This window comes from Agrobacterium sp. NPDC090283 (genome assembly GCF_044769685.1).
GTDB lineage: Bacteria > Pseudomonadota > Alphaproteobacteria > Rhizobiales > Rhizobiaceae > Agrobacterium.
In genome coordinates this window covers 77,438-102,536 of sequence record NZ_JBIVYG010000002.1, presented here as the reverse complement: position 1 = coordinate 102,536, position 25,099 = coordinate 77,438, and the positions used below count along the sequence as shown (strand labels likewise).

Annotated in this window: 17 protein-coding genes; 14 read left to right on the top strand and 3 right to left on the bottom strand. The window is 60.9% G+C overall.

The window, feature by feature from the left end:
* Positions 1-500 precede the first annotated feature (500 nt).
* Positions 501-3,074: a DNA translocase FtsK gene (locus ACIQUH_RS03480; RefSeq protein ID WP_400812641.1), complete on the top strand. Its 2,574-nt coding sequence runs from the start codon at positions 501-503 to the stop codon at positions 3,072-3,074.
* Between the two features lie 93 nt (positions 3,075-3,167).
* Positions 3,168-4,244: an Ldh family oxidoreductase gene (locus ACIQUH_RS03475; RefSeq protein WP_400812640.1), complete on the top strand. Its 1,077-nt coding sequence runs from the start codon at positions 3,168-3,170 to the stop codon at positions 4,242-4,244.
* A gap of 42 nt (positions 4,245-4,286) precedes the next feature.
* Here the strand turns inward: ACIQUH_RS03475 and ACIQUH_RS03470 are convergent, their stop codons facing one another.
* Positions 4,287-6,281, bottom strand: coding sequence for a putative bifunctional diguanylate cyclase/phosphodiesterase (locus ACIQUH_RS03470; RefSeq protein WP_400812639.1), 1,995 nt, complete (start codon positions 6,279-6,281; stop codon positions 4,287-4,289).
* 316 nt (positions 6,282-6,597) lie between these two features.
* Here ACIQUH_RS03470 and ACIQUH_RS03465 point away from each other — a divergent pair, with 316 nt between their 5' ends.
* From ACIQUH_RS03465 to ACIQUH_RS03455, 3 genes are all read left to right on the top strand, one after another.
* A complete protein-coding gene (locus ACIQUH_RS03465; protein ID WP_400812638.1) occupies positions 6,598-7,644 on the top strand; it encodes a class I SAM-dependent methyltransferase in 1,047 nt (348 codons plus the stop codon).
* A 91-nt stretch (positions 7,645-7,735) separates the two neighbouring features.
* Positions 7,736-8,560, top strand: a complete 825-nt coding sequence (locus tag ACIQUH_RS03460; RefSeq protein WP_400812637.1) for a bifunctional allantoicase/(S)-ureidoglycine aminohydrolase — start codon at positions 7,736-7,738, stop codon at positions 8,558-8,560.
* Between the two features lie 166 nt (positions 8,561-8,726).
* Positions 8,727-10,232 (top strand): diguanylate cyclase domain-containing protein, encoded by a 1,506-nt coding sequence (locus ACIQUH_RS03455; protein WP_400812636.1) that lies wholly within the window; start codon positions 8,727-8,729, stop codon positions 10,230-10,232.
* An 18-nt stretch (positions 10,233-10,250) separates the two neighbouring features.
* Here the strand turns inward: ACIQUH_RS03455 and ACIQUH_RS03450 are convergent, their stop codons facing one another.
* Positions 10,251-10,880 (bottom strand): TetR/AcrR family transcriptional regulator, encoded by a 630-nt coding sequence (locus tag ACIQUH_RS03450; RefSeq protein WP_400812635.1) that lies wholly within the window; start codon positions 10,878-10,880, stop codon positions 10,251-10,253.
* Between the two features lie 178 nt (positions 10,881-11,058).
* Here ACIQUH_RS03450 and gap point away from each other — a divergent pair, with 178 nt between their 5' ends.
* The 7 genes from gap (at position 11,059) to ACIQUH_RS03415 (ending at position 21,272) form a co-directional block, all read left to right on the top strand.
* Positions 11,059-12,066, top strand: a complete 1,008-nt coding sequence (gap, locus tag ACIQUH_RS03445; RefSeq protein WP_400812634.1) for a type I glyceraldehyde-3-phosphate dehydrogenase — start codon at positions 11,059-11,061, stop codon at positions 12,064-12,066.
* 343 nt (positions 12,067-12,409) lie between these two features.
* Positions 12,410-13,600: an efflux RND transporter periplasmic adaptor subunit gene (locus tag ACIQUH_RS03440; protein WP_400812633.1), complete on the top strand. Its 1,191-nt coding sequence runs from the start codon at positions 12,410-12,412 to the stop codon at positions 13,598-13,600.
* Between the two features lie 12 nt (positions 13,601-13,612).
* A complete protein-coding gene (locus ACIQUH_RS03435; RefSeq protein ID WP_400812632.1) occupies positions 13,613-16,747 on the top strand; it encodes a multidrug efflux RND transporter permease subunit in 3,135 nt (1,044 codons plus the stop codon).
* Positions 16,748-16,865: 118 nt separating this feature from the next.
* Positions 16,866-17,489: a TetR family transcriptional regulator gene (locus ACIQUH_RS03430; RefSeq protein ID WP_400812631.1), complete on the top strand. Its 624-nt coding sequence runs from the start codon at positions 16,866-16,868 to the stop codon at positions 17,487-17,489.
* 181 nt (positions 17,490-17,670) lie between these two features.
* Complete coding sequence (locus tag ACIQUH_RS03425; protein ID WP_400812630.1) at positions 17,671-19,194, top strand: sugar ABC transporter ATP-binding protein; 1,524 nt, start codon at positions 17,671-17,673, stop codon at positions 19,192-19,194.
* 50 nt (positions 19,195-19,244) lie between these two features.
* A complete protein-coding gene (locus ACIQUH_RS03420) occupies positions 19,245-20,246 on the top strand; it encodes an ABC transporter permease (RefSeq protein ID WP_400812629.1) in 1,002 nt (333 codons plus the stop codon).
* Positions 20,247-20,318: 72 nt separating this feature from the next.
* Positions 20,319-21,272, top strand: coding sequence for a substrate-binding domain-containing protein (locus ACIQUH_RS03415; protein WP_400812628.1), 954 nt, complete (start codon positions 20,319-20,321; stop codon positions 21,270-21,272).
* Positions 21,273-21,494: 222 nt separating this feature from the next.
* Here the strand turns inward: ACIQUH_RS03415 and ACIQUH_RS03410 are convergent, their stop codons facing one another.
* Positions 21,495-22,388 (bottom strand): LysR family transcriptional regulator, encoded by an 894-nt coding sequence (locus tag ACIQUH_RS03410; RefSeq protein WP_400812627.1) that lies wholly within the window; start codon positions 22,386-22,388, stop codon positions 21,495-21,497.
* Positions 22,389-22,926: 538 nt separating this feature from the next.
* Between ACIQUH_RS03410 and odc2 the strand changes: the two genes are divergently transcribed.
* A complete protein-coding gene (gene odc2, locus ACIQUH_RS03405) occupies positions 22,927-24,060 on the top strand; it encodes an ornithine/lysine decarboxylase (protein WP_400812626.1) in 1,134 nt (377 codons plus the stop codon).
* 250 nt (positions 24,061-24,310) lie between these two features.
* Positions 24,311-24,880 carry a GNAT family N-acetyltransferase gene (locus tag ACIQUH_RS03400; protein WP_400812625.1) on the top strand — a complete coding sequence of 190 codons (570 nt, stop codon included), beginning with the start codon at positions 24,311-24,313 and terminating at the stop codon, positions 24,878-24,880.
* The last annotated feature ends 219 nt before the right edge of the window (positions 24,881-25,099 follow it).

Genomic DNA, 25,099 nt, shown 5'->3' with positions numbered 1-25,099 from the left:
CTCCGGAAATGAGGGCTGGGCGGGCCTTTCCGCTTGGTCCGCGGCGGCCGATCTTAAGACTGCAACCTCGGCAGTGTCCACGTTAATTCGCGGGCTTTACAGCAATGATTTTACGTTGCGCGGGTCTTTGCTGAAACAATATGCTTTCCGGCGGTAATGCGCTTTTCTCCTGTTGTGTTCGTGCCGGCGGCGATGTTCCGGAAATTTGATTTAACGCAATAAAATTAGGTGGTTGGAGTGCTGCGACCTTGGCCGTGTCTGCGCTGTTGCGCCTGTGGGCGAAGTGAAAATCTGCCGCGGCGACCCCGTTTGGAAAGGGGTAATTAACCTTTATTTTTTATTTCAAGGAGACCGAAATATGTACGTTTATGATGAGTGTGCACGCTGCCATGAGCTTCTCCCGATCCAGATTCCAGAATTCGTCCAATAGCGTAGGGGAGGGGAGCGAGAAGGCTCGTCATGCCGGCGGCCAGGGGGGTGCCGGTCAGCAGACGGCGGCGATGAAGGCTGGGGCACCCCGGCCGAATGCCGATGTCAGCGCAGCGGACGCCATTGAAGGCCGCGCCGAGATGCCCGGCTGGCAGAATGCTTTTGTGCTCGGCCCGAATGTGCGCTTCACCCGCACGCCGGAAAGCGCCTTTACCCGGCGCATGCCGGTCGAGACCCCCAATATTCCCGAAGAGGACGTGCCGGCCGCCGCTGCGCCTGAAACGGTGGAGCAGGAAGCGGTGGCAGAGCCACAGGCTGTGCAGCAGGAGGTTGTCGCTGTCTCCCAACCGGTCGTGAAGCAGGCGGAGGAGCGCATGCCGCCGCCGCGCATGCCGTTCCTGCCGCAGCCGCCGGATGCCCGGGGCGCAAGGGCGCTGACCTATAAGTTGAGGCTGGAGCTTGCCCGCAAACAGGCGGAAGAGGCGGCTGCCGCCGCGCAGATGCCCGTTCAGGCGGATATTTCCGCAGCCGTTGAAGCGCCTGCGCGGCAGATATTCTCGCCGGTTCAGCCACAATCCAACGAGCCCGTTATGGCTGCAGTTCAGGACACCGCGCCGCAGGCCGTCATTCCGGCTTTCGCCGCCCATCTGCCGGATGAGCTTTTCTGGGAAGTGATGACGCTCGATCTGCCGGGCGGTGCCGGTGAGGGCGTTTCCGCGTCCACGCGCTCCGTTCTTGCAAATTCGGTCGTCACGGCGCCCGCGATCGCCGCGCCGGTCGCCGTCGTGTCGTCGGCTGCTGCTGCGATCGTGCTTTCGTCCGAGCCTCCGGTCGTCAGCGTGCCCGGTGGTTCCGCAATCCGGCTTTATCGTGAGATCGGCGTGCGCCAGTCCGTCGTTCCTGCCGCCATTTCGGTTGCCGAACAGGAAATCGCGCCGCCGCCCGTTGCGGAAGCGCCGATGGTTGTCGAGACACCGAGACCCGTGGAGCAGGTTCAGCCGGTGGAGAGAGTTGCGGCCGAGCCGCGCTTCACGCCGCGCGCGCCCATCCAGGCCTCGCAGCCGATGTTCCGTGAAGCTCCGGTCTTTGCCGAAGGCGAATATGAATACCCCTCCATCGATCTTCTGCAGGAGGCCCGTGTCCAGCAGACCACGACCATGACCCCGGAAGCGCTGGAACAGAGCGCCGGGCTTCTCGAAAGCGTGCTGGAAGACTTCGGCATCAAGGGGGAGATCATCGATGTCCGCCCCGGCCCGGTCGTCACGCTTTACGAGTTCGAACCCGCCCCCGGCGTCAAGTCCTCGCGCGTCATTGGTCTCTCGGACGATATCGCCCGCTCCATGTCGGCGCTCTCGGCGCGTGTCGCCGTCGTGCCCGGCCGCAATGTCATCGGCATCGAATTGCCGAACCCGGTGCGCGAGACGGTTTACCTTCGCGAACTGATCGAAGCGACGGATTATGCCGAGACCCGCCAGAAGCTTGCGCTCTGCCTCGGCAAGACCATCGGCGGCGAACCGGTCATCGCCGAACTCGCGAAGATGCCGCACCTTCTGGTCGCCGGCACCACCGGTTCGGGCAAATCGGTCGCCATCAATACCATGATCCTGTCGCTGCTCTATCGTTTGAAGCCGGAAGAGTGCCGCCTGATCATGGTCGATCCCAAGATGCTCGAACTTTCCGTTTATGACGGCATTCCGCATCTTTTGACGCCTGTGGTCACCGATCCGAAAAAGGCGGTCATGGCGCTGAAATGGGCCGTGCGCGAGATGGAAGACCGTTATCGCAAGATGTCGCGCCTCGGCGTGCGCAACATCGACGGTTATAATGCAAGGGCCGCTGCCGCCCGCGCCAAGGGCGAGACCGTGTTCTGCAACGTGCAGACCGGCTTTGACCGCGCCACCGGCGAAGCGGTCTACGAGCAGGAGGAAATGGACCTCACGGCCATGCCCTACATCGTCGTCATCGTCGACGAGATGGCGGACCTGATGATGGTCGCAGGCAAGGAAATCGAAGGCGCGATCCAGCGTCTGGCGCAGATGGCGCGTGCCGCCGGCATCCATCTCATCATGGCGACCCAGCGCCCGTCGGTCGATGTCATCACCGGCACGATCAAGGCCAATTTCCCGACCCGTATCTCGTTCCAGGTAACGTCGAAGATCGACAGCCGCACCATCCTTGGCGAACAGGGCGCGGAGCACCTGCTCGGCCAGGGCGATATGCTGCACATGATGGGTGGCGGCCGCATCGCCCGCGTCCACGGTCCCTTCGTTTCGGACGAGGAAGTGGAGAAGGTGGTGGCGCATCTGAAGACGCAGGGACGCCCGGAATATCTCGGCACGGTTACGGAAGACGCCGAGGAGACCGAGGAGGAGGTGGAAGAGGAAGCCGCTGTTTTCGACAAGACCGCCATGGGTGAGGACGATAGCGACGATCTCTATGAAAAGGCCGTCAAGGTGGTGATGCGCGACAAGAAGTGCTCCACATCCTATATCCAGCGCCGCCTGTCCGTCGGTTATAACCGTGCCGCTTCACTCGTCGAACGTATGGAGCAGGAAGGCATTGTCGGGCCTGCCAACCATGTCGGCAAACGGGCGATCATCGCCGGCGAACGCTCTTCTTACGATACCATGGGGGCGGAAGACTGATTGAGCCTTTGGGGGCGTGCGATATTCGATTGCAAAAACGCGTCCCGCGAATAGCTTGTGCGGCATGGATTCTGGAATTGGGAGGATTCCCTCATGGCGCACAGCAATGAAAAAGCCAACGTTCTGGCGAAGCTGGATGAGCTGGAGCGGTTTTGCCGCGCCGTTTTCCTGGCCGCCGGCACCGATGATGAAACCGCCGACGCGGCGACTCGCGCCATGATGCATGGCACGAGGCTCGGTGTGGACAGCCACGGCGTGCGCCTGCTTGCCCATTATATTACCGCACTCGAAGGTGGGCGTCTCAATGGGCGCCCGCAGATCAGCCGCGTTTCCGGCTTCGGCGCGGTGGAGACGATCGACGCCGATCACGCCCATGGCGCCCGCGCCACCTATGCGGCGATGGACAGTGCCATGGCGCTTGCCGAAAAATTCGGCATCGGCGCGGTGGCGATCCGGAATTCCTCGCATTTCGGCCCGGCCGGTGCTTATGCGCTGGAAGCGGCGCGGCAGGGTTATATCGGCCTCACCTTCTGCAATTCCGACAGTTTCGTGCGCCTGCATGATGGCGCAATGCGCTTCCATGGCACCAACCCCATTGCCGTTGGTGTGCCGGCAGCGGATGACATGCCCTGGCTGCTGGACATGGCCACCAGCGCGGTGCCCTATAACCGCGTTCTGCTTTACCGCAGCCTCGGGCAGCAATTGCCGCAAGGTGTCGCCTCGGATGGTGAAGGGATCGATACGCGCGATCCCCATGCCGTCGAAATGCTTGCCCCGGTTGGCGGCGAGTTCGGATTCAAGGGGGCGGCACTTGCGGGAATGGTGGAGATTTTCAGCGCCGTTCTCACGGGCATGAAGCTCAGCTTCGATATCGCTCCCATGGGCGGGCCGGATTTTTCCACGCCGCGCGGGCTCGGGGCCTTTGTTCTGGCGCTGAAGCCGGAAGCCTTCCTGGAGCGCGAGGCGTTCGACGAGGGCATGAAACGTTATCTCGAGGTCCTGCGTGGATCGCCCGCGCGGGAAGACTGCAAGGTCATGGCGCCGGGTGACCGGGAGTGGGCGGTGGCGGCAAGGCGGGAGAGGGAAGGGGCTCCTGTCGATCCCGTCACGCGAGAGGCTTTTTCGGAGCTTGCTGCAAAATTTTCGGTCAATCCGCCTGCCTATCATTAAAGCGGCCTGTGGCTGACGGCGACTTTGCGCCGTCATGCAGGATCAGGCGGGGCGCAGCAGCATGTTCGGGCGCGGATAGGGCGCTGCCGCCGCTCCCAGCCTTTCGGCCCCGACGGGGCGGCCGATAAAATAACCCTGCGCGTAGTCGATCTCCATCTGCCGCACGAGTCTGAGCTGTTCCTCGGTCTCCACGCCTTCGATCAGGATCTTGTGGCCGCGATTGCGGATGAGGCGGATCATGTCCTGCAGCATCGCCCGGCCACGCGGGGTCTTGCTGTCATGCAGGAAGGAGCGGTCGATCTTGACGGTATCGAAATCCGTCATGCGCAGCCACGAAAGGCCCGCAAAACCCGTTCCGAAATCATCCAGCCAGATATTGATGCCGAGCGTCTTCAGGTCGTTCAGGCAACGCAGCACGTCGGAGTGCATTTCCATGTCGACGCCTTCGGTGATTTCGAAAGCGAGCCTGTTGCCGGCAATGCCCGCCTCCACGAGAATGGCGGCCACCGAGGTGGCGAAACCCGGATTTTTCAATTGCATTGGCGACACATTGACACTGACGACCGCCACCTTGTCATCGGCCAGTATCTGTTTGCAGACGGTCTTGATTGTCCAGAGGCCCAGTTCCATGATGGTGCCGGTGCGCTCGGCGATCGGAATGAAGATGCCGGGTGCAACAGGGCTGCCGTCCAGCAGGCGAAGCCGCATAAGCGCTTCAACCCCTGCGGTCTCATTGGCCGAAACATTGAGGATCGGCTGGTAGACGAGCGAAACGAGATCTTCCGCTACGGCGATTTTCAGCAGGGCGGCAATGTTTTCCGTCTCGTCGCTGGTCTGCGGATCATCGGGATCGAAGAGTTTCATGCAGTTGCGGCCGTTGCCCTTGGCGATATAGAGGGCGCGGTCGGCTTCATTGATGATCTTTTCCAGCTTGCCGTCCGGATTGGTGCGGGTAAAGGACGCACCGATGCTGACGGTGACGATGAAGGTGCCGTCCCGGCGCTGGTCATGTGCGAGCGACAGGTTTTCAACGGTGTGGCGGATCGTCTCGGCAAGTTCTCCCACCTGCTGCTTGGACCTGAACGGCGCCAGCACGATGAATTCTTCACCGCCATAACGGCCGATTGAGGCGCCTTGGTCAGTGATTGCATCCTGCAGGGCGCTGCCCACCGTCACCAGGCATTTGTCGCCTTCCTGGTGGCCGTAGCGGTCGTTGTATTTCTTGAAGAAGTCGACGTCGATCAGGAAAACGGCAAAGCCTTCTTCCTTCCTGATCCAATTGTCCCACAACAGGCGCAGATGATGATCGATGGCGCGGCGGTTCTGCAGGCCCGTCAGGGAGTCGGTGTTGGAAAGCCGCAGCAGCGCCTGGCCCCGTTCGTCTGCCGCCTTCTGCTGGGCCTTCGCTTCCAGCCCGTTGACGAAGACGTGGTAGCGCTCCCGGTTCAGGTTCCAGTTCACATAGGAAGTGAAGACGAAGCAGGAAATGTAGAAGGTGCCGAAGGCGAACTTGTAGAACGTATCTTCGGGAAACTGCGTTGCCGCCAGAAAATAGGTAACGAGAATAATGCCCGAAGACACCAGCGACAGATGGAAGCGGAAGGTGAAAAACAGATTGGCGCCCATCATGAAGATCGCCCCGAAAACCATGTAATAGGACATGTTTTCGGTATTGTCGGTCAACAGCGACGGCAACAGCCAGCCGATATAGCCCATGACGAGAGCAGTCGCACAGGTAAGATCGAGCGCCGCGGTGCTGGCGCCCTTGCGCAGCTGGACTTCCAGCGTCAGCAGCGATGAAAGGACGACCACGAAGCGCGCGACAATGGTGTAAAAAGCGACGTCGGGTATCAGAATGATGTCGGTTACGGCAAACAGCAGATAGATGAAAACAGCAGTCCACAGGCCCCGCCGGATTGAACCACGGCGGCTGCGCTCACCTTCCTGCTGGTAAAGGGCAAGAAGTTCATCAGAAAACCGGGAGTCCGGCCGCCGATAGTCTTGCTGTCCACTCACCTCTCCCAATGTGTGCTTCATGCACTTTCCCATAGTGTTGCGTATACTTTATTAAGTAACTGCTTATTCCACTTTTCCGTGTGCCGTCGCACCCAGTGCGGGTTCCCGTCGATCTCTGCCGATGCATGCGGAGAACATGGAAAGGAAGAACGCATCATACGTTCGCAACATTAAGTTTCACTAAATCGCGTATCTGCTTTCTCCCGTACTCACGAGTGTGACCAAAAAAATACGCTAATCTACTAATGTATCCCTACACCGCTCAAAAATCGAAAGCGAGTGGCCTTCCGGCTCCCAGAAACGTATAGTTAACAATGCGTTAATACTGGAGGCTGAAGTGGTGCGGGTAAAGAAGAAAAATCTTGACGGGGCAAGTCTGATTACCCCGGATACTGTCGCAAAAGAGATTTTTGCACGCAGAACGGAAACATTCGATGAGCAGTTCGCAGTTGCGAAAGCAGAGGTGGCGCTCATTCTCGAATTGGCACAACAGCAATTCGACAATCGTGTTTCAGCACGTGAGATAATACATAGAACGGCAGGTGCGCTTCATGCTCTGCGTGAAAAGCTCCACTCCAGCGTGTGGGCTGAACTGATTCCGCTGGTGCAGAATCACCCTGTTTCGGTCCATTTTCTGGAGGACCCGTTCACACGCTGGTCTTTCGAAAAGCCGCGGGGTTATTCGGGCGATGCGCAGCTGCTCGATTTCATTTATGGCCACGACAGTGTTGCCGAACTGGTGAACGGCGCCACGCCGCTCGGTGCGGCGCTTTATGATTATACCAAGGACGCCAGTTCCTCGGTCGCCGTGCGTGAGCGGCGCGATTTGCTGACGCGCTTCGTCGACGAGGCCGCGGCCCGGCATGGCGATGAGGCGGAAATCCTCACCATCGCTTCCGGCCATCTGCGCGAGGCCGATGCCTCCGTGGCGTTGAAACAGGGCAAAATCAAGCGCTGGGTGGCACTCGATCAGGATCCGCTCAGTGTCGGCTCCGTCGCCCGTGATTTCAATGGCAGCTGCATCGAGGCGATCGACGGTTCCGTGCGCGATATCGTCCTGCGCACGCAGGAACTCGGCACTTTCGATCTGATCTATGCGGCCGGTCTCTATGATTATCTGAACGACCGCGTGGCGATCAAACTCACGCGGCGCTGCATGGAGATGCTGAAACCCGGCGGCATGTTCCTTTTCGCCAATTTCTCGGAAGACATCGTCGTTGACGGTTACATGGAAACCTTCATGAACTGGGCGCTGCTGTTGCGCTCCAAGGCGGATATGTGGCGGATCGTCAATGCCAGCGCCGACCCCTCAAGCATCGAGGCGGAGGTGTTTTTCGGTGAGAACCACAATATCGTCTACGCCACGATGCGTAAGAAGGCGTGACGTCCTCGGGTCAGTCTCTGCTTGCCAATAACCATTTGATTAAACGTCGGCGCGGGCCTAAGAATCCGCGCCGAATGCGTTGCAGAATGGAATGGCTGAAATGAAGAGATATTATTCGGATATGGGCGGTCTGCCGGGACAGACGGAACTTCTGTCGAGCAAGGCGGTGTTCAAGACCGCCTACGCGGTCATCCCCAAAACCGTCATGTCCGATATCGTGACGAGCGTGCTGCCGCACTGGACCGGCACCCGGGCCTGGATCATCGCCCGGCCGATGACGGGTTTTTCCGAAACGTTCGCGCAATATATCGTTGAAGTGCAGCCCGGCGGCGGCAGCGAGCGGCCGGAACCGGATGTACGCGCCGAGGCGGCGATCTTCGTCGTTGACGGCGAAATGACCGTGGAATTCGAGGGCGCGCACCATGCCTTGCGAGAGGGCTCCTTTGCCTTCCTGCCGGCCGGCTCCCGCTGGCAGCTTCGCAACTCGGGCAAGGTGCCCGTCAAGTTTCACTGGGTCCGCAAGGCGTTTCAGGCGGTCGACGGGCTGGAGCCGCCACCGGCGATCTTCTCCCATGAGGATGAGCATGATTTGTCGGCCATGCCGGATACGGAAGGCAAATGGGCAACGACGCGCTTCATCGATCCGGACGATGTGCGTTACGACATGCATCTCAACATCGTCACCTTTGAGCCGGGCGCGACCATTCCCTTCATGGAAACCCATGTGATGGAACACGGCCTTTATGTGCTGGAAGGCAAGGCGGTCTACCGGCTGAACGAGGACTGGGTGGAAGTGCAGGCGGGCGACTTCATGTGGCTACGCGCCTATTGCCCGCAGGCCTGTTATGCGGGCGGGCCGGGTCGCTTCCGTTACCTGCTCTATAAGGATGTGAACCGGCACGTGAAGCTCTGGTAACGGGCACCATATCCCGCAAAATCCACGAATTATCGCGCAATCCGGCGGTTTGCGCGATAAATGCTTGCTTTAAATCAAATATCTCTAATAAATCCGGTTATGTGGGCGGCCGTCGCTGTTCCGCACCGTTTCGGCGTTCGCCTGCTATCCTGAGAAGACTTCCCGTATGAATGAGACAATCGATACCAATGTCTTCAATCTTGCGCCGGTGGCGATGTGGATCGAGGATTTCAGCGAGGTGAAAAGCCAGTTCGATATCTGGCGGGCTGAGGGCGTCGAGGATATCAGGACGTTTCTTCTGGGCGATTTATCAAGGGCCGCGGCCTGTTCACAGAAGATCCGCGTGATCGAGGTCAACGCCAGGACGCTGGAGCTGTTCGAGGCCCGCGACCAGGCGCATCTCGTTGATAATCTGCACCGGATTTTTCGGGACGACATGCTGGAAAGCCATGTGAACGAGCTTTCCGAACTCTGGGCGGGCAAGACGGAATTCACCGGCAACGCGGTCAATTATTCCATCGGCGGCAAGCGGCTGGATATTCAGCTGCGCGGCGCGGTCATCCCCGGCCACGAAAAAACGCTCGGACGGTTGCTTTTGACCACCGAGGATGTGACGGAACGGGAGGAGGCCCGCCGCAAGGAGCTTCTCAACCGCCGTTACGCCGAAGGCATGTTCAAACATTCGCCTGTTTCCCTGTGGGTGGAGGATTTCAGCCGGGTGCGGCGGCTGATCGAGGAGGTCAGGGATCGCGGCATCGTCGATTTTCGCGTGTTCATGGATGTACATCCGGAATTCGTGCGGCAATGCATGAGCGAAATCCGCGTCATCGACGTCAACCGCGCGACGCTCGACCTCTTCTGCGCTCCAGATAAACAGGTTCTGTTGCAGCGGCTCGGCGATATTTTCCGCGGCGAGATGGAAAAGCCGTTCCGGGAACAGCTGATGGAACTCTGGAACGGCAATCTCACCCACCATCGCGAGGTGGTGAATTATGCGCTTGACGGTTCGGAACGGCATGTGCTCCTGCATTTTTCCGTTTTCCCCGGACACGAGCACGACTGGTCGCTGGTGCAGGTGGCGTTGACGGACATCACCGCGCGCAAGAAGGCGGAAGCCTATCTCGAATATCTCGGCAAGCACGATGTGCTGACCAAGCTGCATAACCGCGCTTTCTATTCGGACGAGCTGAACCGGCTGGAGCGCAGCGCGCTGAGGCCGGTGTCCGCCATCGTCATCGATCTCAACGGCCTGAAGGATGCCAATGACAAGCTCGGCCACGATGCCGGCGACGCCCTGCTGCGGCGGGTGGGCGAGGTGCTGAACGGCGTGGTGACCGCGCCGAACCACGCCGCGCGCATCGGCGGTGACGAATTCGCCATCCTTCTTCCCGGCGCCGACAAACAGGTGGCCGCCGCCATGGTTGAAACCGTTTATGAACTGCTGAAGATCAACAACCAGTTCTATTCCAGCGCGCCGCTCAGCCTGTCGCTGGGCGTGGCGACCAGTGAGGCCGGCGAGACCATGGAATCGCTGGTGCGCCGGGCCGACATGAACATGTACGAGCAGAAGAACGCCTATTATGCGGCCCTGCGCAACCGCTCCGCCGACAATAGCGATACGACGAAGAACAGCGCGCAGCCGGAAACCACCTCGTTGAAGCGCCTCTTCTGAGCGCGCAGGCGAGGGCGGTCAGGATGGAATGCTGGCGCCCGTCGCCCTGAGAATGAGCGCAATGCTGCTTCGTGCGATACGCTCCAGCTCCGGCCGCGCCGTGCCGGCCCGCGCGCGTTGCGCAAGACTGTGCTGCAGGGCTGCGAGCATGTCGGCGACCGCATCGATATCGGTTTCGGGCGGCAGCTGGCCATCATCGCGCGCCATCGCGATGCGCTCGCGGAACCGTGCATCGGTGCGACCGAGGGCGGCGGACAGTTCCGCCCCCATCAGCGGGTCGGCCGTCGCTTCGCCGGTGATGACGCTCAGCACCGGACAGCCGAGCGGGTAATCAGCCCCTTCGGAATAGATCCCGACAATCGCCATGAAATACCCATCGAGCGCCGCTGCGAGCGAGGGAGTGGCGAAGAGCGCATGGTTGCGGCGTGCGTTACTCCCGGCAATATAATGCTCGATAGCCCTCAGATAGATGGCGCGCTTGTTGCCAAAGGCGGCGTAAAGGCTCGGCCGCGCCATTTTGGTCGCCTCCGAGAGATGGTCGAGCGAGGTTGCGGTATAACCGTGACGACGGAATTCGAGGAGGGCTGCGGCGAGCGCGGCGTCGGTGTCATATTGCCGGGGACGCCCCCGGGCGGACTTCTCTTTCATTTTTGTACCGTTTCGCAATAAATTCGTTGCGCCGTATTTTTGTGCGGTCTAGTATAAAAATAAGCGGCATGGAAAACAATCCCTTCGGGGGAGAGCATCGACGCGTATGCGTGGCGTGCTCTTCCGGCTGCGCGGGCGGGGAATGCCTGCCTTTCCTTCTCGATTAAAAGGACAATCGATGACTGACAAAATCCGTATCGGCATTAACGGGTTCGGCCGCATCGGCCGGACGGTTTTAAGGGCGGCGATGGCGCGGGGCGATGTCGAGATCGTGGCGATCAACGATCTGCTGCCGATCGATCATCTGGCTTATCTGCTTAAATATGACAGCGTGCATGGCGGCTTCCCGGGCACCGTGGGGACAGCGGACAACGCGCTTGTCATCGACGGCGGGGCTGTGAGAGCCTTCAGCGAACGGGAACCGGGCGCAATCGGCTGGGCCGGGGTGGGCGTTGATGTCGTCATCGAATCGACCGGCTTTTTCCTGACGAAGAAGGCGGCGGAAGGACATCTTGTCGCCGGTGCCGGCAAGGTTCTGATCTCGGCGCCGCCGGATGACGATACGCCGGTCTTTGTCATGGGTGTCAATGCGAAGGGCTATGCCGGACAAACCATCGTCTCGAACGCTTCGTGCACGACCAATTGCGTCGCGCCGCTCGCCAAGGTGCTGAACGACGCCTTCGGTATCGAGGAAGCGCTGATGCTGACAGTTCATGCAACGACCTCAAGCCAGAACACGGTGGATGGCGTTGCCCGCAAGGACTGGCGTTTTGGTCGCGGCATTCTGGAAAACATCATTCCCGCGACAACCGGTGCGGCACGCATGGTGGGCCGGGTCGTGCCGGAATTGAACGGGCGGATCAACGGTCTGGCGGTGCGCGTCCCGGTCTCTGACGTCTCGATGATCGACCTGACATGCCGGCTGCGGGAAAAGGTTTCCTATCAGGATATCTGCGCGATAATCCGCATGCAGGCGGCGGGCGAGATGGGCGGCATTCTTGCCTATTGCGACGATCCCGTCGTCTCCACCGACATGCGCGGCAATCCGCATTCCTCTATCTTCGACGCGTTGGCCGGAATGCAGACGGAGGGTGGCCTTACCAAGCTGGTCGCCTGGTACGACAATGAATGGGGTTATGCCTGCCGCTGCCTCGATATGGCGGCGCATATTTTTCGCGCCGGATAGGCTGCGATATTTATACCGCGCGGGATGGCATCGCTTGTCGCGCGGCCGTTCCTCGTCCATAGCGGCATACCCGGGACAGGCCCGGGACACGCCCGGGGAGAGCGCGGGAACTATCATTAGTCCAGCCCCACCCTCCGGCTGTTGCGATATGTCCGTTCCCGGGACGTGTCCGTTTGCCTCCGCTTTTCATCTTTCCTCTTGAACATACTCCGTTTCCGCACGGCCCCGCGTCTTCACAAGCGCGTGAGGGTGCTTTTGCACTGCAACAATCCTATTGCCGAAATTTTACATACGTCTTAGTATGTATGTAAATGTGACCTATTTTGTGGATTCGGAGCGCAGTATGGCGAAGAGATTTGGGCAGATCGTAGCGGTGTTGTTGACAGGCATCGTTCTGGTCGGATGTAGCGACGAGCAGGCCGCAGCGCCCGGCGCCCCGCCGCCCGGTGCGGTCAAGGTCGTGGCCGTGAAGCCGGAAGAACTGCCCATCACCAATGAATTGCCGGGACGTATCGCGCCGACGCGGCTTGCCGAAGTGCGCCCGCGCGTCTCGGGCATCATCGTCGAGCGGGTGTTCGAGCAGGGCTCGCTGGTGAAGGAGGGCGATGTGCTCTACCGGATCGATCCCGCGCCGTTCCAGGTGCGCGTCGACAGCGCCGAAGGCACCTTGCGCCGGGCGCAGGCCGCCCAACTGCAGGCGCGGCAGACCGCCGACCGTCAGCAGCAGCTGCGCCGCTCCAATGTCGGCTCGCAGCAGGAATTCGACAATGCCGTCGCCCTGCTGGCGCAGGCCGATGCCGAAGTGGCGGTGGCCGAAGCCGGCGTTGCGGAAGCAAAGCTCAACCTGCAATATGCCGATGTGAAGGCGCCGATCAGCGGCGTCATCGGCCGGGCACGCATCACCGAAGGCGCGCTGGTCAGCGCCACCGGTTCGGAAAGCCTGGCGACGATCCAGCAGCTTGATCCGATCTATGCCGACTTCACCCAGCCCGCCGCCGATCTCATTCGCCTGCGCAAGGCGCTGCAGGACGGCCAGCTGATGACCGGCCAGAATGAGGCCGAAGTCAATCTGCTGTTTGATGACGGCAGCCGTTATCCGGTTTCCGGCCGCCTGCTGTTCTCCGAAGCGGCGGTGGATGAAACCACCGGCCAGGTGACGCTACGCGGCGAATTCCCCAACCCGAACGGTGATCTGCTACCGGGCATGTATGTCCGTGTCCAGATCCAGCAGGGCATTGAGAAGGCGGCCTTTGCCGTGCCGCAGCAGGCGGTGCAGCGCGATGCGGGCGGGCAGGCGAGCGTTCTTGTCGTCAATGCCGAAGACACCGTCGAACAGCGGCGCGTCAGCGTCGGTCGTTCCATCGGTGACCGCTGGGTGATTTCGGAAGGCCTTGACGATGGCGACCGCGTCGTTGCCGAAGGTTTCCAGAAGACCGCGCCGGGCGCCAAGGTGAAGCCTGAGCCGTGGTCGCAGGAGCCCGATGTCACTGCCGCCGCCGGCAGCGAGGGCGCAGCCCCGGCCGCGAAGCAATAAGGACCGATTTCCATGGCACGTTTTTTCATCGATCGGCCCATTTTTGCCTGGGTCGTCGCCATCTTCATCATGCTGGCGGGTTTGCTCGCCATTCCCATGCTGCCGATTGCGCAATATCCGAATGTGGCCCCGCCGCAGATTTCGATCGGCACCAACTATCCGGGTGCTGCGCCCGAGGACATTTACCAGAGCGTGACGCGTCCCATCGAGGAGGAGCTGAACGGCGTTCCGGGTCTTCTCTATTTCGAATCGACCTCCGAATCCTCAGGCAGCATTTCCATCAACGTCACCTTCGCGCCGGGCACCAATATCGGTGAAGCACAGGTGGAGGTGCAGAACCGCATCGCCCGCGTGCAGCCGCGCCTGCCGCAGGCGGTCACCCAGCAGGGCCTGCGCGTTGAGCAGGCGGGCACCTCGTTCCTGATGATGGTGGCGCTCACCTCCGTCGACGGCAATACGGACGCCATCGGTCTCGGCGACTATCTCAGCCGCAACGTGGTCGGCGAATTGCGCCGTGTGCCGGGCGTCGGCAGCGCGCAGCTGTTTGCCACCCAGCGCTCCATGCGCATCTGGATGGACCCGGACAAGATGCTCGGCCTCAGCCTGACCTCGTCCGACGTGATTGGTGCCATTCAGGCGCAGAACTCGCAGGTTGCGGCGGGCCGCATCGGTGCGTCGCCCAACCCCATCGGCCAGCAGATTTCGGCCACCGTCAACGTGCAGGGTCAGCTGACGACACCGGAAGAATTCGGCTCCATAGTGCTGCGTGCCAATCCGGATGGTTCCTCCGTGCGGCTGCGCGATGTGGCGCGGGTGGAAGTGGGCGGCGAAAGCTACGCCTTTTCCAGCCGCCTGAACGGCAAACCCAGTGCGGCCATCGGCGTGCAGCTGTCGCCCACCGGCAATGCGCTGCAGACCTCCGAGGGCGTGCGCGCCACCATGGAGGAGCTGTCGCGGTATTTCCCGGCGGGTCTGGAATATGAGATTCCCTACGACACCAGCCCCTTCGTGAAAATCTCGATCCAGAAGGTGATCAACACGCTGGTGGAGGCGATCATCCTCGTCTTCGTGGTGATGTTCGTCTTCCTCCAGAACATCCGCTACACCATCATCCCGACACTGGTGGTGCCCGTGGCGCTGCTCGGCACCTGCGCCATCATGTATGTCTCGGGTTTCTCCATCAACGTGCTCACCATGTTCGCCATGGTTCTCGCCATCGGCATTCTCGTCGATGACGCGATCGTCGTGGTGGAAAATGTCGAGCGCATCATGGCGGAAGAGCATCTGTCGCCGAAGGAGGCCACCCGCAAGGCGATGGGCCAGATTTCCGGCGCCATCATCGGCATCACGCTGGTTCTGACGGCGGTGTTCGTGCCCATGGCCTTCTTCCCCGGTGCCGTCGGCATCATCTACCAGCAGTTCAGCCTGACCATGGTGGTCTCCATCCTGTTCTCAGGCTTCCTCGCGCTGTCGCTCACGCCGGCGCTCTGCGCGACGTTCCTGAAGCCGATCAAGGCCGGCCACCATGAGAAGAAGGGTTTCTTCGGCTGGTTCAACCGCGGCTTCGACAAGGCATCGCATAAATACTCGTCTTCGGTCGGCAGCATCATCAAGCGCTCCGGCCGTTTCATGATCATCTATGCGGCGCTGCTTGCCGGTCTCGGCTGGGCCTATATGCAATTACCGAGCTCCTTCCTGCCCAATGAGGACCAGGGTTACCTGATCGTCGACATCCAGGCGCCGGCGGAAGCCAGCAGCGAACGCACGCTGCAATCCATCCAGCAGATCGAAAAGATCTTCCTGGCGGAACCGGCGGTCGATCGTGTGATCGCGGTCTCGGGCTTCTCCTTCTCCGGTTCCGGCCAGAATGCCGGTCTCGCCTTCGCGACGCTGAAGGACTGGAGCGAGCGCGGGCCGGAGGATTCAGCCGACGCCATTGCTCAGCGCATCAACGGCAAGCTGTGGGGCCTGCCGGGTTCCATGTCCTTCACGCTGTCGCCGCCGCCCATTCAGGGTCTCGGCAATTCCAGCGGCTTCACCTTCCGCCTGCAGGACCGCGCGGGTGCGGGACAGGCGGCGCTGAGCGCCGCCGGAGCACAGCTGATGGCGGCGGCGCAACAAAGCCCGGTTCTCGCCGGCCTGCGTGTCGAAGGCATGCCGGATTCGCCACAGGTCAATCTCATCATCGACCGTGAAAAGGCCAATACCTTCGGTGTCACCTTCAGCGACATCAACGCCACCATCTCGGCCAATATGGGGTCGTCCTACGTCAACGACTTCCCCAATGCCGGCCGCATGCAGCGTGTGACCGCGCAGGCGGAACAGGGCCAGCGCATGAAGACCGAGGACCTTTTGAACCTCAACGTCCGCAATGCCAATGGCGGCATGGTGCCGGTGAGCTCATTCGCTTCGGTGGAATGGGTGCGCGGTCCCTCGCAGGTGGTCGGTTATAACGGCTATCCGGCGATCCGTATCGGCGGCCAGTCCGCACCGGGTTACTCCTCCGGTGATGCGATTGCCGAAATGGAGCGTCTGGCGCGCGAATTGCCTGGCGGTTTCGGTTTCGAATGGACCGGCCAGTCGCTGCAGGAAATCCAGTCCGGCTCGCAGGCGCCGGCCCTTATCGGCCTCAGCGTACTGTTCGTCTTCCTGCTATTGGCAGCGCTTTACGAAAGCTGGTCCATTCCGCTCTCCGTCATGCTGGTGGTGCCGCTCGGCGTCATCGGCTCGGTGGCGGCGGTGATGCTGCGCGGCATGCCGAACGACGTCTACTTCCTGGTCGGCCTCGTCGCCATCATCGGCTTGTCCGCGAAGAATGCGATCCTGATCATCGAATTCGCCAAGGATTTGCGGGCGGAAGGAAAATCCACCTATGATGCGACGGTGGAGGCGGCGCATCTGCGTTTCCGGCCGATCCTGATGACCTCGCTCGCCTTCTCGCTCGGCGTGCTGCCGATGGCGATCGCCTCGGGTGCCAGCGCGGCGAGCCAGAACGCCATCGGCACCGGCGTTCTCGGCGGCATGATCTCGGCGACGATCCTCGCGATCTTCTTCGTTCCCGTCTTCTTCGTCTTTGTCATGAAGATTTTCGGGGATCGGAAGAAGGAGAATGAGATTGCTGCTGACGCCGTATCGCCGGCGGAATAAAACGGGTGTGAAGGCCGGGCTAAAAGTCACGGGAATGCGTTCATCTGACTGAAAGCCCGGCACTGCAGAAAAGGCACGGTGCGAAAGCGCCGTGCCGCGATTGGAAGGAGACATCAGCATGCGCCGTACCAAGGCCGAGGCAGAAGAGACCCGTCAGGCGATCCTTGCCGCCGCCGAGCGGGTGTTCTTCAAAAAGGGCGTGGCCAACAGCTCTCTGGATGAGGTGGCGGCGGCGGCCGGCGTCACACGCGGGGCGATATACTGGCATTTTTCCAGCAAGTCCGATCTTTTCATCGGTCTTTATGAATCGGTGGCGCTGCCGGAATCGGATCTGCTGGATTTTGGCGATCCTGATCTCAAGGGGGCGGCACTGCTGGCCAAGATCGAGGAGGCGACGTGCCGGTGGCTTGCGCTTCTGGCGGAAGACGAACAACGCCAGCGCATCATGACCATCAGCCTGCGTACCAATTACTCCGATGAGTTCGCCCCTGTCCTGCATGCGCAGGAAGAGCTTGACCGTTACCACAAGGAACGGCTGGAGGCGGCTTTCGAGCGTGCGCAGGCCGAAGGTCTCTTCAACGACAACTGGACAGCGGAATCGGCGCTCGGCGCGCTCTACTGGCTGATCAAAGGCATCGTCTACGACTGGCTGCTGTTCGGCAAGCGTTTCGACCTGGTGAAGGAAGGCGCCGAGGCCATGCATCGCCTCATGAAGGGCTTCCAGCATCCACCGGCGCCATGACGAAGGACCGCCGAGCCGGTCAAATTTCAGTGTATGCTAAAAGACCAGCGAAAACTGCTTTACGTACCTCAAAACGGACGTTAGCTTCCTCTCGAGCTTTGGGAGGAGTTCGCCGATGGTCATTTCAGGTAAAATCAAGGGGCAAGCGCCGTCCGTTCTCGCGGGATACCGGTGACGGCCCATGGCTCTTGCTGACGAATCTCCAGACCATGCCCTGATCCGGACGGTCGGGCTGTCGAAGTCTTTCGGGCCGGTACAGGTTCTCAAGGATATTGAGATCGCGGTGCGCGCCGGCGAGGTTCACGCCATCATAGGCGAGAACGGGGCCGGCAAGTCGACGCTGATGAAGCTGTTGGCGGGCAATGAAAAACCGTCGGGCGGCGAAATCCGCATCGATGGCGAAGCCGTTGCGCTCAGCGGCCCGGTGGATGCCGAACATCGCGGCATCGTTCTCGTGCATCAGGAAATATTGCTGGCCCCGGATCTGACGGTGGCGCAGAACATTTATCTCGGCCGTGAAGTGCGCAGGGGCGCAATTGTGGACGACCGTGCCATGCGTGCCGGCGCCCGCAAGGCGATTGCCGATCTCGGCGGGACGATCGATCCGGACGCCATTGTCGGCAGCCTGTCGATTGCCCAGCGACAGCTGGTGCAGATCGCCCGCGTTCTGCTCGTGCCACATCGTGTGGTCATTTTCGATGAACCGACGGCGAGCCTGACGCCCATCGAAACGGACGCGCTGCTGAACGTCATTCGCGATATCAGGGCCAAGGGCGTGGCCGTTCTTTACATTTCGCACCGTCTGCCTGAAGTGAAGGAGATTGCCGACCGCGTGACGGTTCTGCGTGACGGCAGGCTGGTTGCCTCCCATCCGGCTTCGGCACTGGAGCCTGCCGATATGGCACGGCTGATGGTCGGGCGCGATGTGGCCAAGCTGTATCCGGACCGAGCAGCCGGCGGAGAGCACGAGCCGGTGCTGCAGGTGGAGCATTTTACCGTTCCGGCTTATGCCGAGGATGCCGGCTTCAGCCTGCGCAGGGGCGAAATCCTCGGTTTCGCCGGTCTGGTCGGCGCGGGCAGAACGGAACTCATGGAAGGCATACTCGGCCTGCGTGCCGGGCGGGGAACGGTGCGGCATCACGGCAGGCCGGTGCATTTCGCAAAGGCGGAAGACAGCCTGAAGGCCGGCATCGTCTATCTGAGCGAGGACCGCAAGGGCAAGGGTTTGCTGCTCGCCAAGGATTTGCGTGTCAATCTCACGCTCGCCTCGCTCAAAAAATTCAGCCGGCTGTTCCAGATCGATACCCGCCGCGAGACGGCGGCGCTCGACGATGCGGTGCGCGACTTCGATATCCGCACCGGCCGCAAGGACCTGCTGGCGGGCCAGCTTTCCGGTGGCAACCAGCAGAAGCTGCTGCTCGCCAAGATGATGCTGCTCGATCCGTCCATCGTCATCATCGACGAGCCGACGCGCGGCATCGACATCGGCACCAAGGAACAGATCTACCGCTTTATCGCCAGGCTCGCGGATGAGGGACGTTCGATCATCGTGGTTTCCTCGGAAATGCCCGAACTGATCGGCATCTGCGACCGCATTCTGGTGATGCGTTCGGGCAGGATCGTCGCTGAGGTGGCGGGCGAGCGCATGACCGAAAACGACATTGTGGCGCTGGCGACGGGTGTGCACACGCAGGAGCCCGCCTGAGCACCCGTGTCCCGGGGAACATGGCCTGACAAAAGAAACCGAGGGGAAACATGACTGAGGCCGCATTTGATAACGGCAAAACGCCAAAGACCTCGAAGGACTGGGATCTGCGCGCCGTCGCGCCTTTCGTGGCGCTGGCCCTGCTGCTGGTTCTCGGCACCATCGCCAATCCCAACTTCATCGGCATCGACAATCTGTTGAATGTCATCACCCGCAGCGCCTTCATCGCCATCATCGCGCTCGGCGCCACCTATGTCATCACGTCAGGCGGGCTCGATCTGTCCGTAGGCGCCATGGTGGCCTTTGTCGCCAGCCTGATGATCCTGTTCATGAACAGCGGCGTCATCGCCAGTCCGCTTCTGATGCTGCTTGCCGCCATGGCGCTGGCGCTCGCCATCGGTGCGGCCTGCGGGCTGACGAACGGTCTCATCACCACCATCGGCCGCATCGAGCCCTTTATCGCCACGCTCGGCACCATGGGTATCTATCGCGGTTTGACCACATGGCTGTCGCAGGGCGGCGCAATCACGCTGCGCAACCCGGACATCCAGACGCTTTATCGCCCGGTCTATTTCGGCAATGTCTTCGGCGTGCCGGTGCCGGTTATCGTGATTTTCGTGACGGCCGGCATCGCCGCCTTCGTGCTCTATCGCACCCGTTATGGCCGGCATCTGACCGCCGTCGGCTCCAGTGAGGATGTCGCACGATATTCCGGTATCTCGGTCGCCCGGGTGCGCACCATCGCTTATGTCGTGCAGGGGCTCTGTGTTGCCGTTGCGGTGCTGCTTTACGTGCCGCGTCTTGCCTCCACCTCGGCCACGACAGGCATGTTGTGGGAGCTGCAGGCCATCACGGCCGTCGTCGTCGGCGGCACGGCGCTGCGGGGCGGGGTAGGGCGCATCTGGGGCACGATCTGCGGCGCCTTCATTCTGGAGATCGTCGGCAACATCATGATCCTGTCGAATTTCGTCAGCGAATATCTGATCGGCGCCATTCAAGGGGCCATCATCATCATCGCCATGCTGGTGCAGCGCTCTTTGAGCCGCCGGTAAGCAGTCACGCCGCGTTATGTGGGGCAGGCGCGGTCGGAGGAGGAACGCCCCTTTCCTGGGAGGAAAGAGACTATGCGTAGAAAATTCATCGGCGTGGCCTTTGCCGCGCTCGCTGCGGTGCTTGCTGGTTCAGTGCATGCGCAGGACAAGAAGGTCACCATCGGCGTATCCATTCCGGCGGCCGACCATGGTTGGACGGCGGGCGTCGTCTACCATGCCGAGCGCGTGGCGAAGCTTCTGATGCAGGAGCATCCGGGGCTCAACGTCATCGTCAAGACATCGCCGGATGCCGCCAATCAGGCCAACGCGCTGCAGGATCTTGCCGTGCAGGGGCTCGATGCGCTCGTCGTGCTGCCGTCCGATCCCGACCCGCTGGTCAACGCCATCAAGGAGATCAAGGACAAGGGCACCTTCGTCGCGCTGGTCGACCGCGCGCCGAGCGTCAACGACAATTCGATCCGCGATCTCTATGTCGCCGGCAACAACCCGGCGCTCGGACAGGTAGCGGGCGAATACATCAAGAAGACGACGCCTGACGCCGAAGTCGTGGTCATTCGCGGCCTGCCGATCCCCATCGACCAGCAGCGTCAGGATGGTTTCGACAAGGGCATCGCCGGTTCCAGCGTCAAGGTTCTCGACCGTCAATACGGCAACTGGAACCGCGACGACGCCTTCCGCGTGATGCAGGACTATCTGACCAAGTACAAGAAGATCGACGTGGTCTGGTGTCAGGATGACGATATGGCGATCGGCGTGCTGGAAGCCATTCAGCAGGCGAAGCGGACCGATATCCAGTATATCGTCGCGGGCGCGGGCTCCAAGGACATGATCAAGAAGGTCATGGATGGCGACAAGCTGGTGCCGGTCGACGTGCTCTATCCGCCGGCAATGGTGGCGACCGCCATGCAGCTGACGGCCGGGCATTTCTACGATCAGGTGCCGGTTGCCGGCGAGTATATTCTCGACGCGACCCTGATCACCAAGGACAATGCCGAGCAGTTCTACTTCCCGGATTCGCCGTTCTGATAGAGGGTTCCGGCCATGCGACGCTCGCTGGAAGGCGGGCGTTGATTTAGGGATAAACTTCTCTCGCAACACGGGAAGAGGGGCGCGGCAAACATTTCGTCGCACGCGGTGTCATCCTCGGGCTTGACCCGAGGATCCATTGCCCGCTGAGACGTGGATCCTCGGGTCAAGCCCGAGGATGACGGAGGTGAGGGCGGTGTGACAACTTAACCGTCCGTAGCATCACCCGTTCTTCCTGAACCACGCCGAAAGATAATCCACGAAGCTGCGCACCTTGGCGGGCAGGTAACGGCGATGCGGATAGACCGCATAAATACCCCTGTCCTTGGAAATATAATCATCGAACAGCGTCACCAGTTCGCCGGACTGGATATAGGGTCGGGCGATGAAGTCAGGTACCATGGCGATGCCGAGGCCGGCGCGGGCGGCGCGCAGCGTGGCCTGCGGGCTGTTGACCTCGATCGGCCCGCTGATGGTCACCGAATTCGAGCCGCCATCCGGCTCCAGATAGCGCACCGTATTGTGGAAACGCGTATTGGTGTCGATGATGAAAGGAACGCGGGAGAAATCCTGCGGCCCTTCGAGCGGCCCGTGCTGCGCCACGAAATCCGCCGTTGCCACCGCATAGACCCGGAAATCGGAAAGCTTGCGGGCAATAAGGCCTGAATCTTCCAGCCGGGTGATTCGAACCGCGAGATCGAAACCTTCCTCGATCAGGTCAACGAATCGGTCTTCCGCGACGATTTCCAGCGACAGTTCCGGATTTTCCTTGGCGAAATCGATGAGGCTCTGGCCGACCTCGGCATCAATGAAGGTGCGGGGAACGGAAATCCTGAGCTTTCCTTTCAGATCGGCGTTCTTTTCGCGTACCAGATCGGCGAGGTTGTCGATCTCCTTCAAAATGTCGGAGGCGGTGCGGTAGTAGGTGTGCCCGGCCTCCGTCAGCGAAAACTGCCGGGTGGTGCGGTTGAGGAGCAGCGCGCCGAGATCGTCCTCCAGTTCCCGGACATATTTGGACAGAAGCGCCTTGGAACGCCCCGTCTTGCGCGCGGCGGCGGAAAAACCCTCCGCTTCGACAACATCGATAAAGGCGCGGATGCGGGTCAGCGTGTCCATGAAAATCCTCCGGTTCGTTCCATATAATTGAACGCTGAAGAAAGACTGTTCAACCCCAAAATAGCTGCCGAAAAAATCCGCTATTTGGTGAAAAAATTCTCTTGATTATGACTGCGAATATTCTTATTTCACGGGCTGCCCAAAGTCGCACGTGCCCATGTGTGTCCGCCGAGTCCTCGATGTGGTGAGGATTTAGGTAAGGTACCTGGAACTAACCCCTCCAGTCGCTATTCCGGCCAACCGGGAAATGCGAGGACATATGAAAGCAACGACGGTGCGGGCCTTTCTGGTTCTCTGCCGGCTCTCCATCAGCCGGGGTACTGAAGAGGCACACCATCATTGCCTGAAGTGCGGTCGGGTCAATCCCTCCAATCGATGGCAGACAAAGCCGAATGATGCTCTGGCAGGGCGTCGTTCACATTCGCGCCTTGAGCGTATGCTATCGATTCTGCGCCTCCACCGGCTGATTCGAATGCATATCTCGAGCGTCCTTTGTCCTCCGGATTTTTCCGGAGCCGGTTTTATAGGGAATATATCGATGACGACTGCACGCATTCTCGACTTCATCAAGACCCGACGTCCCGAAGGCCCTTGCCTCGTGGTTGATCTCGACGTCGTGCGCGACAATTTCAACGCGTTCCGGCATTCCCTGCCGAACAGCGCGATCTACTACGCCGTGAAGGCAAACCCGGCTCCCGAAATCCTGAAGCTGCTCGCTTCGCTCGGCTCCAACTTCGATTGCGCCTCCGTGGCTGAAATCCAGATGGCGCTCGACGCAGGTGCAACGGCTGACCGTATCTCCTTCGGCAACACCATCAAGAAGGAACGCGATGTTGCACGCGCTTATGCGCTTGGCATCGATCTCTTCGCCGTGGACAGCCATGAGGAAGTCGAGAAGGTTGCCCGTGCGGCTCCCGGCGCGCGCGTCTTCTGCCGCGTGCTGACGGATGGCGAAGGTGCGGAATGGCCGCTGTCGCGCAAGTTCGGCTGCGTGCCGCAGATGGCCGTCGATGTTCTGGTCTATGCACATCAGCTTGGCCTTGAGTCCTATGGCGTGTCCTTCCATGTCGGTTCGCAGATGATGAACCTCGACGCATGGGATGCGGCGCTGGCTGACGCCAAGCGCGTCTTCGCATCGCTTGCCAAGCAGGGCATCCACCTGCAGATGGTCAATATGGGCGGCGGTTTCCCGACCAAGTATCTGCGTGACGTTCCGGCTGCCGAAGAATACGGCCAGGCGATCGACACGGCGCTGCGCAAGCACTTCGGCAACCAGATCCCGAAGACGATCATCGAGCCGGGCCGCGGCATGGTCGGCAATGCCGGCGTCATCAAGGCGGAAGTCGTTCTTGTCTCGCGCAAGTCCGACAATGACAACCACCGCTGGGTGTTCCTCGACATCGGCAAGTTCGGCGGTCTCGCCGAAACGATGGACGAGGCGATCCGTTACCCGATCCGCACCGAGCGCGATCAGGACGAGATGGAGCCCTGCGTTCTGGCCGGTCCGACCTGCGACAGCGCCGACGTGCTGTATGAAAAGAACATGTATCCGCTGCCGGTCTCTCTGACCATCGGCGACGAAGTTCTGATCGAAGGCACGGGCGCCTATACGACGACCTATTCGGCGGTTGCTTTCAATGGCTTCGAGCCGCTGAAGGCTTACGTCATCTAAGCATCGGGCCGAAAAGCGTAACGCGGTTTTCGGAAAACCCGATGCGCAGGTCAAAAAATCCGAACGCCGTCCGCTGAACAGGGCGGCGTCTCGACCAAGCTTCCGTTCCGGCCCTGCCGATTGTGCTGTTGCGCAAATCCCTGCTTGCTGCACCTCTTCCAGCCGAGGAAAGCGTGTCGGCGGGCCGGAACGGTTCACCAATTTTCATCAAGGGCCGCGTGTGGGCGGTTGTGTGACGGAGGGCCGAGAGATGGCCGCTCTTCTGAATTCGGTACGGGCATTTTTCACGCCGCAGACATTTCATGTCGATCAGGAAAATCCGGGCGATGTCGTCGCCCGTGAGAACTTGCTTGACCGCGCCATGGGTGCTGGCCGCCGGCGCAAGTCTTCCGAAAAGCTGCGCGCCGGCCGTGTTCCGGCCGAAGGGCTGGCGCTGGTCGCCCGGGACGAGGACGGTCATGTCATCGGCACCGTGCGCCTGTGGAATGTCGAGGCCGGTATCTCGCGCGAAGGCCGTGCCGTCGAAGCGTTGCTGCTCGGCCCGCTGGCCGTCGATGCCGCCCATGAGGGCAAGGGCATCGGCTCGGCGCTGATACGCGCCGCCATTGCCGAAGCCACCAGACGTGGCCACGGCGCCATTCTTCTGGTCGGAGACGCCTCCTATTACGAGCGTTTCGGCTTCTTTGCCAACAAGGCCCAGCATCTCATCATGCCCGGCCCGTTCGAGCGCGGCCGTTTTCTGGCGCTGGAACTGAAAGCCGGCTGGCTGGAAGGCGCTGCCGGCCTGCTGGTCGCAAGCGGCCGCAGGCTCTCTGCCTGAGGTAGGTGTCCGTCGATGTCAGCACCGGCTGAACCTCGGCCGGCTGGCATACCTAGCTGCTCACTGCGCGCCATTCTTGGGTTTGTCCCAAGGATCTGGCCAGATTTCAAAAGCTGAGACGCAGCAGATGCTCGGGACAGGCCCGAGCATAACGGAAGAGGACGACTAGGGCTTTGTCAGCAGTCCGAATCTCAGCCCCAAGCTGGGGCTCAAGTTCCT

Coding starts and splice junctions, on each gene's coding strand:
- ACIQUH_RS03480 (WP_400812641.1), top strand. CDS start 501: ATGAAGGCTGGGGCACCCCGGCCGAATGCCGATGTCAGCGCAGCGGAC.
- ACIQUH_RS03475 (WP_400812640.1), top strand. CDS start 3,168: ATGGCGCACAGCAATGAAAAAGCCAACGTTCTGGCGAAGCTGGATGAG.
- ACIQUH_RS03470 (WP_400812639.1), bottom strand. CDS start 6,281: ATGAAGCACACATTGGGAGAGGTGAGTGGACAGCAAGACTATCGGCGG.
- ACIQUH_RS03460 (WP_400812637.1), top strand. CDS start 7,736: ATGGCTGAAATGAAGAGATATTATTCGGATATGGGCGGTCTGCCGGGA.
- ACIQUH_RS03455 (WP_400812636.1), top strand. CDS start 8,727: ATGAATGAGACAATCGATACCAATGTCTTCAATCTTGCGCCGGTGGCG.
- ACIQUH_RS03450 (WP_400812635.1), bottom strand. CDS start 10,880: ATGAAAGAGAAGTCCGCCCGGGGGCGTCCCCGGCAATATGACACCGAC.
- gap (WP_400812634.1), top strand. CDS start 11,059: ATGACTGACAAAATCCGTATCGGCATTAACGGGTTCGGCCGCATCGGC.
- ACIQUH_RS03440 (WP_400812633.1), top strand. CDS start 12,410: ATGGCGAAGAGATTTGGGCAGATCGTAGCGGTGTTGTTGACAGGCATC.
- ACIQUH_RS03435 (WP_400812632.1), top strand. CDS start 13,613: ATGGCACGTTTTTTCATCGATCGGCCCATTTTTGCCTGGGTCGTCGCC.
- ACIQUH_RS03430 (WP_400812631.1), top strand. CDS start 16,866: ATGCGCCGTACCAAGGCCGAGGCAGAAGAGACCCGTCAGGCGATCCTT.
- ACIQUH_RS03425 (WP_400812630.1), top strand. CDS start 17,671: ATGGCTCTTGCTGACGAATCTCCAGACCATGCCCTGATCCGGACGGTC.
- ACIQUH_RS03420 (WP_400812629.1), top strand. CDS start 19,245: ATGACTGAGGCCGCATTTGATAACGGCAAAACGCCAAAGACCTCGAAG.
- ACIQUH_RS03415 (WP_400812628.1), top strand. CDS start 20,319: ATGCGTAGAAAATTCATCGGCGTGGCCTTTGCCGCGCTCGCTGCGGTG.
- ACIQUH_RS03410 (WP_400812627.1), bottom strand. CDS start 22,388: ATGGACACGCTGACCCGCATCCGCGCCTTTATCGATGTTGTCGAAGCG.
- odc2 (WP_400812626.1), top strand. CDS start 22,927: ATGACGACTGCACGCATTCTCGACTTCATCAAGACCCGACGTCCCGAA.
- ACIQUH_RS03400 (WP_400812625.1), top strand. CDS start 24,311: ATGGCCGCTCTTCTGAATTCGGTACGGGCATTTTTCACGCCGCAGACA.